We start from the raw sequence: 13,235 nt of genomic DNA, 5'->3' as shown, positions 1-13,235 counted from the left end.
ACATTGCCAAAACGCATTCGCCCGATAAGATAGGCCTCGTGAATATTTGAGGCGACCATGATTAAGCGACAACGCAAAGCCATTCTTCTTGTACTCCTTGCCTGTCTGGTGGTGCTGGTTTGTACCGCCCAGCGAATGGCCGGGATGCACGCGTTGGTCATGAACGTCACGGCCGTCAGCCAATCCGTACAACAAGGTACGGATCATGCCGACGCGCCGGTAACCCCCTGCGAACTCAGCGCCAAGTCGCTGATGGCCGTCCCGCCGATGCTGTTTGAAGGGGCGCTCTTCGCTATTGCCCTGCTACTGGCGGTGCTGGCGGCGATCCCGCCGCGCATCGAGCGTATCTGGCCTCCCCACGTGATCTCCCCGCCCCGATTGCGGGTACATCTGCGATTATGCGTCTTCCGTGAGTGATTAATTCTCCTGACAACTCAGGTTAATTCATTACTTACGGAGAAAATTTATGTTTATGGTATTCAGGCGACTGCTGGTCTGCCTGCTTTGGCTATGGCTGCCTCTCAGTCAGGCCGCCGACAGCGGCTGGCTGCGCGCCGCCGACAATCAACACGCCAGCGTCAGGCTGCGGGCGCAAAGCGAAAGCAACGGCGAAACCCGCCTGCTGCTGGACGTCGCGCTGGAAAAAGGCTGGAAAACCTACTGGCGTTCGCCAGGTGAAGGCGGCATCGCGCCAGCTATCGTTTGGCATACGCCACTGGACGTTAACTGGCATTGGCCGACGCCGCAGCGCTTTGACGTCGCGGGCATTTCCACTCAAGGCTATCACGGCGATGTCAGTTTCCCGATGACCTTGCGCGGCAACATGCCGACCACATTAAGCGGCGTGTTGACCCTTTCAACCTGCAGCAACGTCTGCATTCTGACCGACTACCCTTTCTCGCTGGATATGTCATCGCCATCCGGCAGCGACTTTGGCTACGATTTCACCCGCGCGATGGGCACGTTGCCGCTGAGCGACGGCCTCGCCTCATCGCTTAACGCCAGCTATGTCAGCGGCAAGCTCACGGTCACCGCCCGTCGCGATGGCGGCTGGCAACAACCATCGCTGTTTATCGATAGCATGGAGGATGTCGATTTCGGTAAGCCGAGCTTCACCACCCGCGGCGATTCGTTGATCGCCACAGTGCCGGTCACCGACAGTTGGGGCGAAGCCGCGCCGAATCTCAGCGGCAAAACGCTGTCGCTGGTACTGGCGGATAGCGGTCAGGCACAGGAAAGCCGCATCGCCATCACGGCAGGCAGCGCCGCGCCAGGGCTGGCATTAGGCTGGGTACTGTTGATGGCGCTGGCCGGCGGACTGATCCTCAATGTGATGCCCTGCGTGCTGCCGGTACTGGCGATGAAGCTAGGCTCGCTGGTGCAAACCGAACATCGCGAACGCGGCATGGTACGGCGGCAGTTCCTCGCCTCGGTATGCGGGATCGTCGCCTCTTTCCTTGCGCTGGCATTGATGATGACGCTGCTGCGTTTAGGCAATCAGGCGCTCGGCTGGGGGATTCAGTTCCAGAACCCGTGGTTTATCGGCACGATGGCGCTGGTGATGGTGTTGTTTAGTGCCAGTCTGCTGGGATTATTTGAAATTCGCCTCTCTTCTTCTGCCAGCACCTTCCTCGCCACCCGCGGCGGCCACGGTTTAATGGGCCATTTCTGGCAAGGCGCGTTCGCCACCCTGTTGGCGACGCCCTGTACCGCGCCATTCCTCGGCACTGCCGTCTCTGTGGCGCTGGTCGCGCCGCTGCCGCTGCTGTGGGGAATTTTCTTCGCTATGGGGATCGGCATGAGCCTGCCGTGGCTGTTGATTGTGGCCTGGCCGGGGCTGGCGCAGCGTCTACCGCGTCCTGGTCGCTGGATGAATCATCTGCGCGTGGCGCTGGGGCTGATGATGCTCGGTTCTGCGCTGTGGCTGGTTAGCCTGCTGACGATACACATCGGCCGCATGCCGGTTCTCACACTGCTGGTTATTTTGCTCATCGCTCTGCTGCTGGCTACGGCCTGGCGCTACCGCTGGCGTACGGCGTTGCGCACTGGCGCGCTGGCCATCGTGGTGGCGGGCGCCGTCGCATTGGTCTCGCAGCCGGACGATCGGGGCGCCCGTCGCGACCGGGTGAACTGGCAGCCGCTCAGCGAGCAGGCCATTGTTAACGCGCTGGCGGCGCATAAACGGGTCTTTATTGATGTCACCGCCGACTGGTGTGTGACCTGTAAAGCCAATAAATACAATGTATTGCTGCGCGATGACGTCCAGGATGCGCTCTCAGCGCCGGATGTCGTCGCCCTGCGCGGCGACTGGAGCCGCCCCTCCGCCGTCATTAGCCAGTTCTTAACCGCTCGCGGCAGCGCCGCGGTGCCGTTTAACCAGATCTACGGACCGGAATTACCGCAGGGCCGCGTGTTGCCTGCGCTGTTAAATCGCGAGGAACTTCTCGCCGACCTGTCCGCTGCAAAAGGAAAATAACATGAGAACCATCACCGCCTTATTGCTGCTGTGTGTTTCCGCCTTCAGCTTCGCCGCCCCGGTGGAGCAAGAGCAATCCAACTCTAACGATCAACTGGCGCAGCTGCTGTTTAACGATCCCAATAGCCCGCGCACGGGCGCGAAAGAGCCGAAACTCACGATTGTCTCATTCACCGACTATAACTGCCCGTACTGCAAACAGTTTGACCCGATGCTGGAGAAGATCGTCCACGATAATCCCGACATCCAACTGATCGTTAAGCTGCTGCCGTTCAAAGGGCAAAGTTCGGTCAATGCCGCCAAAGCCGCGCTCTCCACATGGAACCAGCAGCCCGATAAGTTCTGGCCGCTACATCAGCGCCTGATGGCGAAAAAAGGCTATCACGATGATGCCAGCATCGCTGCGGCGCAGAAGAAAACCGCGACCGATAGCGTGAATATTGATGATAAAACCATGGATTCGCTGAAGATGAACCTGATTTTATCGCAGGTGCTGAATATTCAGGGTACGCCGGCCACAATCATCGGCGATCAGATGGTCGCCGGCGCGATCCCTTATGATGACCTGGAGGGGTTGGTGAAAGAACAGCTGGCCAAAGCCCGTGGTCAGTAAATTCAAGCGCGGGATACGCGAGTTGGCGATGTGGCTGCTGATTGGCGTAGCGGTAAGTCTGGCGGTGGATTATTTTCGCCAACCTGCGTTGCCGCAAAACTTCAGCGCCACGCCGCTGCAAACCCTCGACGGCATGACGCTGGATCTGAATGCCATGAGCCAGCAAAAACCGTTGCTGCTGTATGTCTGGGCGACCTGGTGCGGGGTCTGTCGCTATACTACGCCGTCGGTGGCATCGCTCGCCGCCGACGGCGGCAACGTGGTGACGGTGGCCCTGCGATCCGGCGATAACGCCACGCTGGAGAAGTGGCTCGCTAAGAAGAAAATGACAGCGCCAACGGTGAATGACCACAGCGGCCAGCTCGCACGGCAATGGGACGTGCAGGTGACGCCGACATTGGTGGTTATCTCTCAGGGCGAGGTGAAGTCGGTGACCACTGGCTGGACCAGTGGTTGGGGAATACGTCTGAGACTGTGGTTGGCGTCCTGGTAGGCCGTCGGGTTACCCGGCTCGCGCTGCGCTCAGCCGGGCTACGGGTACGCATCGTTGGGTAGCCCGGATAAGGCGTAGCCGCCATCCGGGAATATCTCCCCGGCCCGCGATGTTGTAGCCCGGATAAGGCATAGCCGCCATCCGGGAATATCTCCCCGGCCCGCGCTACGCTTAGCCGGGCTACCGAACTACGCGTAGGATTATTTACCGCCCGCCAGCTCCAGGAAACTGCCGGTCACATAGGACGCTTTGTCGCTCAGTAGCCAGGCAATGGCCTGAGCGACCTCTTCCGGCTGGCCGCCGCGCTGCATCGGCAGCGAACGCTTCACCCGATCCACGCGCCCCGGTTCACCGCCGGAGGCGTGCATTTCGGTATAAATCAGCCCTGGACGCACACCGTTCACCCGAATCCCCTGCGCCGCCACTTCCAATGCCAGTCCGGTCGTCAGGGTATCCACCGCGCCTTTTGAGGCGGCATAATCAACGTATTCCCCCGGCGCGCCGAGACGTGACGCCGCCGACGAGACGTTAACAATCGCCCCGCCCTTGCCACCATGCTGATGAGACATACGTTTCACCGCTTCGCGACAGCAGAGGAAATAACCGGTCACGTTGGTCGCCAACACGCGGTTAATACGCTCGGCGCTCAGGCTCTCTACCGTACATTGGGTAAACAGGATCCCGGCATTATTGACCAGCGCCGCCAGCGGTTCGCCCATACGGTCAATCGCCTCAAACATCGCCATCACCTGCGATTCATCGCTGATATCCGCCCGCAGCGCCGTCGCTTTACCACCGGCTTCCGTGATGGCATTCACCACTTCAGTCGCGGCTTTGATGTTGTGATGGTAATTCACTGCGACGGTATACCCTTCCTGCGCCAGCAGCAACGCGGTCGCCCGGCCTATTCCGCGGCTCGCGCCGCTAATCAGAGCTATCGCCATACCTTTCCCCCAAAAAATAAAGGCGCCGCAGCGCCTTTAAAAGTTTAGCTAATCCGCTATTTACTGGTATTCGCTCATTGGTACACAGGAGCAGAACAGGTTACGGTCGCCGTAGACATCGTCCAGACGTTTTACCGTCGGCCAGTATTTATTGTGCAGACCGGCCGGGAACACCGCCAGCTCGCGGCTGTACGGGTGGTTCCACTCGCTCACCAGCTCACCCTGCGTGTGCGGCGCATTCACCAGCGGGTTATCTTCCAGCGGCCATTCGCCCGCCTGCACGCGGTCGATTTCAGCGCGGATCGCCAGCATCGCATCGATGAAGCGGTCCAGCTCAACTTTGCTTTCCGATTCCGTCGGCTCAACCATCAGCGTACCGGCTACCGGGAAGGACATGGTCGGCGCATGGAAGCCAAAGTCGATCAGGCGCTTGGCGATATCCAGTTCGCTAATACCGGTCTCTTCTTTCAGCGGACGAATATCAAGAATACATTCGTGCGCCACGCGACCATCGCGGCCTGTATACAGCACCGGATAAGCGTCTTTCAGGCGCGTCGCGATATAGTTGGCGTTGAGGATCGCATTCTGGCTCGCCTGTTTCAGTCCCTCCGCACCCATCATACGGATATACATCCAACTGATCGGCAGAATGGAAGCGCTGCCGAACGGCGCGGCGGAGACCGCGCCCTGACGGGTCAGCATCCCTTCAATCTGTACCACGCTGTGACCCGGTACGAACGGCGCCAGGTGCGCTTTCACGCCGATAGGGCCCATACCCGGGCCGCCGCCGCCGTGCGGAATGCAGAAGGTTTTATGCAGGTTAAGGTGCGAAACGTCCGCGCCGATAAAGCCCGGCGAAGTGATGCCGACCTGAGCGTTCATATTGGCGCCGTCGAGGTAAACCTGGCCGCCGAACTGGTGTACGATTTCGCACACTTCGCGGATCGTTTCTTCATACACGCCATGGGTTGACGGATAGGTGACCATGATGCAGGAGAGGTTCGCGCCCGCCTGCTCGGCTTTCTGACGCAGATCGGCAAGGTCAATGTTGCCGTTTTTATCGCAAGCCACCACCACCACCTGCATGCCCGCCATCTGTGCGGAAGCCGGGTTGGTGCCGTGCGCGGAGCTTGGGATCAGGCAGATATCGCGATGGCCTTCGTTGCGGCTCTCATGATAATGGCGAATCGCCAGCAGACCGGCATATTCGCCCTGCGCGCCGGAGTTCGGCTGCATGCAGACGGCGTCATAACCGGTCAGTTTAACCAGCCACTCAGAGAGCTGGGCGATCATCTGATGATAACCTTCCGCCTGATCGACCGGGCAGAACGGGTGCAGTTCGGCGAATTCCGGCCAGGTGATCGGGATCATTTCAGCCGCGGCGTTCAATTTCATGGTGCAGGAACCCAGCGGGATCATCGCCTGGTTCAGCGCCAGATCTTTACGCTCCAGCGCGTGCATGTAGCGCATCATCTCGGTTTCGCTATGGTAGCGGTTAAATACCGGATGGGTCAGGATCGCATCGTCGCGCAGCATCGCCGCCGGAATCGAACGGCTATCCAGCGCCACGTCTTTATCCAGAGCGTCAATATCCAGGCCGCGATCGTCGCCGACGATCGCACGGAACAGGTTCTGCACATCTTCGCGAGTGGTTGCTTCATCCAGAGTAATGCCGACCGCGCCGTGGATATCGCTGCGCAGGTTGATGTTCAACGCCAGCGCGCGAGCCAGGACCGCGGCTTTATCCGCCACTTCCACGCACAGGGTATCGAAGTAGTGCGCATGACGCAGCTTCAGCCCTTTCTTCTGCAGGCCATCGGCCAGGATATCAGTCAGGCGGTGGATACGACCGGCGATACGTTTCAGGCCAACCGGACCGTGGAATACCGCATACAGGCTGGCGATGTTGGCCAGCAGCACCTGAGAGGTACAGATATTGGAGTTCGCTTTCTCGCGACGGATATGCTGTTCGCGAGTCTGCATCGCCATGCGTAGCGCAGTATTACCCGCCGCATCTTTCGATACGCCGATAATACGGCCCGGCATGGAACGCTTGAATTCATCCTTTGCCGCGAAGAAGGCCGCGTGCGGACCGCCGTAGCCCATTGGCACGCCAAAGCGCTGAGCGGAGCCGAAAACGATATCCGCGCCCTGTTTGCCCGGCGACGTCAGCAGCACCAGCGCCATGAAATCAGCGGCGACGCTAACCACAATTTTGCGCGCTTTCAGCTCGGCGATCAGTGGGCTGTAATCGTGGATTTCACCGGTAGTGCCAACCTGCTGCAACAGCACGCCGAAAACATCCTGATGGTCGAGCACTTTGTCGGCGTCGTCGACGATCACGTCAAAACCAAAAGTTTCCGCACGGGTGCGGACAACGTCCAGGGTCTGCGGATGGACGTCGGCGGCGACGAAGAAGCGGTTGGCATTCTTCAGTTTGCTGACGCGTTTAGCCATCGCCATCGCTTCGGCAGCGGCGGTCGCTTCATCGAGCAGCGAAGCGGAAGCAATATCCAGCCCGGTCAGATCCAGGGTCACCTGCTGGAAGTTCAGCAGCGATTCCAGACGCCCCTGCGACACTTCCGGCTGATAAGGGGTATAGGCAGTGTACCAGCCCGGGTTTTCCAGCATGTTGCGCTGAATCACCGGCGGCAGTTGCACGGCGGTGTAGCCCATGCCGATATAAGACTTGAAGCGCTTGTTGCGACCGGCAATCGCCTTCAGTTCCGCCAGTGCAGCGAATTCGGTTGCCGCGTCGCCCACCTGCGGTGGGGTCGTCAGCTGGATATCCTGCGGCACAATCTGGCCAATCAGGGCGTTAAGCGAATCCGCGCCGACGGTCTTCAGCATCTCTTGCTGCTGTTGAGCGTCCGAGCCAATGTGACGTTCAATAAAGGCGTCGCGGTTTTCAAGCTGACCTAAAGTCTGAGTCATGAGCGATGGTTCCTGAAACGTACGGTGAATCGTGATTGTCTCTACTTACCTGAATTGCCCGGTGGCGCTAACGCTTACCGGGCCTACAAAGTTCGTAGGCCGGATAAGCGCAGCGCCATCCGGCACACATTTATTCGTCTTCCAGTAAAGCTTCGTATGCGGCAGCATCCAGCAGCGCGGCGACCTGCGCTTCATCGCTGGCTTTGATCTTGAAGATCCAGCCGTCGGTATACGGATCGCTGTTGACCAGTTCCGGAGAATCGTTCAGCTCTTCGTTGACGGCAACGATTTCACCGCTGATCGGCGCATAAATATCGGAAGCTGCTTTCACGGATTCGGCAACCGCGCAATCCGCACCCGCTTCAACGGTGGCGCCGACGTCCGGCAGGTCAACGAAAACCATGTCGCCAAGCAGTTCTTGCGCATGCTCTGTGATCCCCACGGTATAGGTGCCGTCCGCTTCTTTACGCAGCCACTCGTGTTCTTTGCTGTATTTCAGTTCTGCTGGTACGTTGCTCATCAATTCATCTCCAAAAAAGGGAAATCACACAATGGCTTTGCCATTGCGTACAAAACCAGGTTTAGTCACTTTTACCGGCATTTCGCGATTGCGGATTTGTACTACCGCGGTTTCGCCAATCCCGGCAGGCACGCGAGCCAGCGCGATGCTGTAACCCAGCGTCGGCGAGAAGGTGCCACTGGTGATAATGCCTTCTTTTTGATTACCGTCGCTATCGCTGAAGCGCACCGGCAGGCCGCCGCGCAGAACGCCTTTCTCGGTCATCACCAGACCGACCAGCTGTTCGGTGCCTTTTTCACGCTGCATTTCCAGCGCTTCGCGGCCAATAAACTGACGATCGGTAGGTTCCCAGGCGATAGTCCAGCCCATGTTTGCCGCCAGCGGAGAGACGCTTTCGTCCATCTCCTGGCCATACAGGTTCATCCCTGCTTCCAGGCGCAGAGTATCGCGCGCGCCCAAGCCGCATGGCTTAACGCCTGCATCCAGCAGACCGCGCCAGAAATCGGCCGCCTGTTCGTTCGGCATAGCGATTTCATAACCCGCTTCGCCGGTATAACCGGTGGTGGCGATAAACAAGTCGCCGGACTGCACGCCGAAGAACGGCTTCATACCTTCCACAGCCTGACGCTGAGCATCGGTGAACAGCGTCGCCGCCTTCGCTTTCGCCTGCGGTCCCTGCACCGCGATCAGCGACAGATCGTCGCGGACGGTGATATCAAGGCCGTAAGGTTCCGCTTGCTCAGAGATCCAGGCGAGGTCTTTTTCACGGGTAGCGGAGTTAACAACGAGGCGGAAATAATCTTCAGAAAGGAAATAAACAATCAGGTCATCGATGACGCCTGCGGAAGCGGTGAGCATTCCGGTGTAAAGCGCTTTGCCCGGAGTGGTGAGCTTCGCCACGTCGTTGGCCAGCAAATAGCGCAAGAACTCTCTAATCCGGCTGCCGTGGAAATCGACGATGGTCATATGCGACACATCAAACATCCCTGCATCGCCGCGCACCGCATGGTGCTCATCAATCTGGGATCCGTAATGCAGCGGCATCATCCAGCCATGGAAATCCACCATGCGAGCGCCGCACAGCGTGTGTTGTTCATACAACGGAGTCTGTTGAGCCATCTTTTCCTCATCGAATAAAACGGAACCAGCCACGATATTTTCGGCGATTTTGCGCCACGAAATCCGGCGACGGCATCGCTGATGGACGCCGACGCAAACGTTCTCTTTTGCCTGAACTTACCACCTAACCCGGTGCTAAACCATAAGGTAAATCAGGACATCACATTAGCTTATGACTAAAGCGCGCCAAAAAGCCTACAGAGTTATTGACTGGAAAAAAGCGATTTATGCCACATAAAATTAACATAATGCGCAATGTGGTTAGGAGATGATGGTGTTTTGTGCGATTTTATGGGCCTAATTTCTTTAACAAAAAAAAGGCCACATTAATAAAACTAATGCGAAAAAAGAGGTGAAATTAGAATATTTCAAATGAGGGAGAAAATCCGGCCCGCAGGCCGGATAAAAGAAGTGTGACGGGGTTAACGTAACCAGGCGGGCAGATCGTTGAGCCCCATCGCTTGGCGAATCAATTGCGGTTTCACGCCCGGCAGCGAATCGGCCAATTTGAGCCCCATATCGCGGAGGAATTTCTTCGCCGGATGGCTACCGGAGAACATTTCACGAAAGCCCTGCATGCCCGCCAGCATCAACGCGGCGCTATGCTTGCGGCTACGCTCGTAGCGGCGCAGATACAAATGCTGACCAATATCTTTACCCTGCGCGTGCAGGCGCTTCAGCTCGTCGATAAGCTCGGCGGCATCCATAAAGCCGAGGTTCACCCCTTGCCCGGCTAACGGGTGGATGGTGTGGGCGGCATCGCCGACCAACGCCAGGCGGTGAGCGGCGAACTGGCGCGCATAACGGCCGGTCAGCGGGAAGACCTGTCGCTCGCTTTCCAGCTGACAAAGGCCAAGGCGGTTATCAAAAGCGATATTCAGCGCCTGATTGAACGTGGACTCATCGGCCTGCTGCATCCGCTGCGCCTCTTCCGGCGACAACGACCAGACGATCGAGCACAGATGCGGATCGCTTAGCGGCAGGAAGGCCAAAATACCTTCGCCGTGGAACGCCTGACGCGCCACCGCCTGATGCGGCTCGGCGGTCCGAATCGTCGCCACCAGCGCATGATGACGATAGTCCCAGAAGGTCAGCGGGATATCGGCTTTATTGCGCAGCCACGAATTCGCGCCATCAGCGCCGACCACCAACCGCGCGGTCAGCATGCTGCCGTCCTGCAGGCTCAGAAAGGCTTCGTTTTCGCCCCACGCCACCTGCTGCAACTGCGCGGGCGCCAGCAGCGTCACGTCGGCGCAACGCTGCGCTTTCTGCCACAGCGCATGATGCACCACGGCATTTTCAATAATATGCCCCAGATGACTAAAGCCCATGCTCTGATCATCGAAGCTGATGCGGCCAAAACTGTCTTTATCCCATACTTCCATGCCGTGGTAGCAGCTGGCGCGCTGAGCGATAATCTCGTTCCAGACATCCAGTTTGCTCAGCAGTTTTTCGCTGGCGGCATTGATTGCCGACACGCGCAGCGCTGGCGGCGCATCGGCGCTCAGGGGCTGCGGCGCCGCTTGTTCCAGCACCGCGACGCGCAAGCCGCTGCCCTGTAAACCACAGGCCACCGCCAGTCCCACCATTCCGCCGCCAACAATGGCAACATCAACACTTTGCACGTTCTACTCCTTAACGAGGAACCCAACCGAGGGTACGCTGCGCCAGCGCATCACGCGCCGGGGTAAATAATTCCATCGCCATCAGCCCGACGTTGCGCCCCGCCACCAGCGGCGCCCAACGGTTGGCAAATAGATGCACCAGACCATCGGTCACGCCGATGGTGGCGGCTTTATCATCCGCTCTCCGCGCCTGATAGCGACACAACAATGAATAATGGCCAACATCCTCGCTGGCAGCATGAGCGTCGGCGAGCATTTCCGCCAGGCTCATCACATCGCGCAGACCGAGATTAAAGCCCTGTCCGGCGATCGGGTGCAGCGTCTGCGCCGCGTTGCCGACCAACGCCAGACGATGCGACACTGCGCGAGCGGCGGTCGTTAACGACAGCGGATAGATGCTGCGTTTACCAGCATGGGTAATGCGCCCCAGCCGCCAGCCGAACGCCTGCTGCAATTCCTGGCAAAAACGTTCATCAGACCAGCTCAGCACCTCATCGCGCCGCGACTGCGGGTGGCACCACACCAGCGAGCAGCGCCCTTGCGACATCGGCAGCATCGCCAGCGGGCCATGCTCGGTAAAACGCTCGAAGGCGCGGCCTTCGTGGGCCAGCGCGGTACTGACGTTGGCAATGATCGCCAGTTGCTCATACGGCTGCTGCTGCCAGCTGATGCCGCAGCGGGCGCCCAGCGTCGAACGCGAACCATCGGCCGCCACCAGCAGTTTACCGTTAATGATTTCGCCGCTATCGAGCGTGAGGCTCACGCTCTCTTCGCTGCGGCTGACCGCTTCCACTTTCGCCGGGCAGTGCAGCGTCACGCCCGGCGCATCACGCAGCAGGCTAAACAATCGCTGGCCGACATCGTGCAGTTCAACCACCTGTCCCAGCGCCGCCAGGCCATATTCCTGCGCCGCCAGATTCACAAAACCGGCATGACCACGATCGCTAACGTGTACGCGCTGGATGGGCGTCGCCCGCTCGGCGAGGCGCTGCCAGATACCGATGCGCGCCAACTGCTGACAGGTCCCGGCCGCCAGCGCAATCGCCCGGTCGTCAAAACCAGGATGGCGTGACGAATCCGGGTCCTGCGCTTCAATCAGATGAACCGGCAGCGCGCCGCCGGTCAAACGGGAGATAGCCAGCGCGAGCGTCGCCCCGGTCATCCCGCCGCCCACGATCAGCACGCTCATGACTGGCGCGCCGCCGCCATCAGCGCCTCGATCTCATCGGCCTTTTTCACCACGCCGGCAGTGAGATTTTCGTTGCCGTCTTCAGTAATGACGATGTCATCTTCAATGCGGATACCGATACCGCGATACTGCGCCGGAACATCGGCGTCGGTGGCAATATACAGCCCCGGCTCGACGGTCAGCACCATTCCCGGCTCCAGCAAACGTGAACGGTCGGTATCGTAGTTGCCGACATCGTGCACATCCAGCCCCAGCCAGTGGCTCAGGCCATGCATAAAGTACGGGCGATGGGCGTTATTCGCGATAAGTTCGTCAATCTCGCCTTTCAGGATCCCCAGACGTACCAGGCCGGTAATCATAATGCGCACGACTTCCTGATTAACCTGATAAATCGAAGCGCCTGGACGGTAAAGCGCCAGCGCAGTTTCCAACGATTCGAGCACGATGTCGTAGATTTCGCGCTGCGGCTGGCTGAATTTGCCATTCACCGGGAAGGTCCGGGTAATGTCGCCCGCGTAGCCGCGATATTCGCAGCCCGCATCAATCAACACCAGATCGCCGTCGCGCAGTTCGGATTCGTTTTCGGTGTAGTGCAGAATACAGCCGTTTTCTCCGCCGCCTACGATGGTGTTATAAGACGGGAAACGCGCGCCATGGCGGTTGAATTCATGGAGAATTTCGCCTTCCAACTGGTATTCGAACATGCCAGGGCGGCATTTTTCCATCGCCCGGGTATGCGCAAGAGCGGTAATTTCACCGGCGCGGCGCATCACTTCCAGTTCTTCCGCGGATTTAAACAGGCGCATTTCATGCACCATAGGTCGCCAGTCGATGACGGAGTTCGGCGCCTGCAGGTTCTGGCGTGAACCTTTACGCAGTTTTTCGAGGGCGTTGAAGACAATTTCATCGGCATAGGCATATTCGCCCTGGGCGAAATAGATAGCATCCAGGCCGTTGAGCAGTTGATACAGCTGCTGGTTGATTTCGCTAAACGCCAACGCACGCTCGACACCTAACTTGCCCGGCGCGGCATCCTGACCCAGACGGCGGCCAAACCAGATTTCAGCAGTCAGATCGCGAACGCGGTTAAACAGCACGCTATGGTTGTGCGTTTCATCGCTTTTGATCAGCACCAGCAGCGCTTCCGGTTCGTTGAAACCAGCGAAGTACCAAAAATCGCTGTTCTGCCGGTAGGGATATTCCGAATCTGCGCTGCGTACCGCTTCCGGCGCGGCGAAAATCAGCGCCGCGCTGCCTGGCTGCATCTGCGCCAATAATGCCTGGCGACGAGAAAGAAACTCCTGCTGTGTCATGACGCCCCC

General features: G+C 58.8%; 11 protein-coding genes. 4 read left to right on the top strand and 7 right to left on the bottom strand.

The genetic code is table 11. The annotated features are described in order from the left end of the window. The first annotated feature begins 57 nt into the window (after window positions 1-57). The 4 genes from PYR66_04025 to PYR66_04010 are packed head-to-tail and all read left to right on the top strand — an operon-like array spanning window position 58 to window position 3,582. On the top strand, window positions 58-417 hold the full coding sequence (locus tag PYR66_04025) for a copper resistance protein (GenBank protein WEF28913.1): 360 nt from the start codon (window positions 58-60) through the stop codon (window positions 415-417). Between the two features lie 49 nt (window positions 418-466). Continuing rightward, window positions 467-2,476 (top strand): protein-disulfide reductase DsbD family protein, encoded by a 2,010-nt coding sequence (locus PYR66_04020; protein WEF28912.1) that lies wholly within the window; start codon window positions 467-469, stop codon window positions 2,474-2,476. Window position 2,477: 1 nt separating this feature from the next. Next, window positions 2,478-3,089 (top strand): thioredoxin domain-containing protein, encoded by a 612-nt coding sequence (locus PYR66_04015; protein ID WEF28911.1) that lies wholly within the window; start codon window positions 2,478-2,480, stop codon window positions 3,087-3,089. Continuing rightward, complete coding sequence (locus tag PYR66_04010; protein ID WEF28910.1) at window positions 3,079-3,582, top strand: protein disulfide oxidoreductase; 504 nt, start codon at window positions 3,079-3,081, stop codon at window positions 3,580-3,582. The genes PYR66_04015 and PYR66_04010 overlap by 11 nt, the downstream gene beginning before the upstream one ends. Window positions 3,583-3,782: 200 nt before the next feature. Here the strand turns inward: PYR66_04010 and PYR66_04005 are convergent, their stop codons facing one another. From PYR66_04005 to pepP, 7 genes are all read right to left on the bottom strand, one after another. Beyond that, window positions 3,783-4,526, bottom strand: a complete 744-nt coding sequence (locus tag PYR66_04005; GenBank protein ID WEF28909.1) for an SDR family oxidoreductase — start codon at window positions 4,524-4,526, stop codon at window positions 3,783-3,785. A 60-nt stretch (window positions 4,527-4,586) separates the two neighbouring features. After that, window positions 4,587-7,460, bottom strand: a complete 2,874-nt coding sequence (gene gcvP, locus PYR66_04000) for an aminomethyl-transferring glycine dehydrogenase (protein ID WEF28908.1) — start codon at window positions 7,458-7,460, stop codon at window positions 4,587-4,589. A gap of 130 nt (window positions 7,461-7,590) precedes the next feature. Continuing rightward, window positions 7,591-7,980: a glycine cleavage system protein GcvH gene (gene gcvH, locus PYR66_03995; GenBank protein WEF28907.1), complete on the bottom strand. Its 390-nt coding sequence runs from the start codon at window positions 7,978-7,980 to the stop codon at window positions 7,591-7,593. 24 nt (window positions 7,981-8,004) lie between these two features. Beyond that, window positions 8,005-9,099 carry a glycine cleavage system aminomethyltransferase GcvT gene (gene gcvT / locus PYR66_03990; protein WEF28906.1) on the bottom strand — a complete coding sequence of 365 codons (1,095 nt, stop codon included), beginning with the start codon at window positions 9,097-9,099 and terminating at the stop codon, window positions 8,005-8,007. 422 nt (window positions 9,100-9,521) lie between these two features. Beyond that, the gene (gene ubiI / locus PYR66_03985) at window positions 9,522-10,724 is read right to left on the bottom strand and encodes an FAD-dependent 2-octaprenylphenol hydroxylase (GenBank protein WEF28905.1); all 1,203 of its coding nucleotides are present in this window, start codon (window positions 10,722-10,724) and stop codon (window positions 9,522-9,524) included. 10 nt (window positions 10,725-10,734) lie between these two features. Further along, window positions 10,735-11,913 carry a 2-octaprenyl-6-methoxyphenyl hydroxylase gene (ubiH, locus tag PYR66_03980; protein ID WEF28904.1) on the bottom strand — a complete coding sequence of 393 codons (1,179 nt, stop codon included), beginning with the start codon at window positions 11,911-11,913 and terminating at the stop codon, window positions 10,735-10,737. Then, window positions 11,910-13,226, bottom strand: a complete 1,317-nt coding sequence (pepP, locus tag PYR66_03975) for a Xaa-Pro aminopeptidase (GenBank protein WEF28903.1) — start codon at window positions 13,224-13,226, stop codon at window positions 11,910-11,912. The genes ubiH and pepP overlap by 4 nt, the downstream gene beginning before the upstream one ends. Between the last annotated feature and the right edge of the window lie 9 nt (window positions 13,227-13,235).

This window comes from Klebsiella aerogenes (assembly GCA_029027985.1).
GTDB classification, from domain to species: Bacteria; Pseudomonadota; Gammaproteobacteria; order Enterobacterales; family Enterobacteriaceae; genus Klebsiella; species Klebsiella aerogenes_A.
This window is presented reverse-complemented; position numbering and strand designations above follow the sequence as displayed.

Excerpts from the sequence above, each read along its gene's own strand:
- PYR66_04025 (WEF28913.1), top strand. The coding sequence starts at position 58 with ATGATTAAGCGACAACGCAAAGCCATTCTTCTTGTACTCCTTGCCTGT.
- PYR66_04020 (WEF28912.1), top strand. The coding sequence starts at position 467 with ATGTTTATGGTATTCAGGCGACTGCTGGTCTGCCTGCTTTGGCTATGG.
- PYR66_04015 (WEF28911.1), top strand. The coding sequence starts at position 2,478 with ATGAGAACCATCACCGCCTTATTGCTGCTGTGTGTTTCCGCCTTCAGC.
- PYR66_04005 (WEF28909.1), bottom strand. The coding sequence starts at position 4,526 with ATGGCGATAGCTCTGATTAGCGGCGCGAGCCGCGGAATAGGCCGGGCG.
- gcvP (WEF28908.1), bottom strand. The coding sequence starts at position 7,460 with ATGACTCAGACTTTAGGTCAGCTTGAAAACCGCGACGCCTTTATTGAA.
- gcvH (WEF28907.1), bottom strand. The coding sequence starts at position 7,980 with ATGAGCAACGTACCAGCAGAACTGAAATACAGCAAAGAACACGAGTGG.
- gcvT (WEF28906.1), bottom strand. The coding sequence starts at position 9,099 with ATGGCTCAACAGACTCCGTTGTATGAACAACACACGCTGTGCGGCGCT.
- ubiH (WEF28904.1), bottom strand. The coding sequence starts at position 11,913 with ATGAGCGTGCTGATCGTGGGCGGCGGGATGACCGGGGCGACGCTCGCG.
- pepP (WEF28903.1), bottom strand. The coding sequence starts at position 13,226 with ATGACACAGCAGGAGTTTCTTTCTCGTCGCCAGGCATTATTGGCGCAG.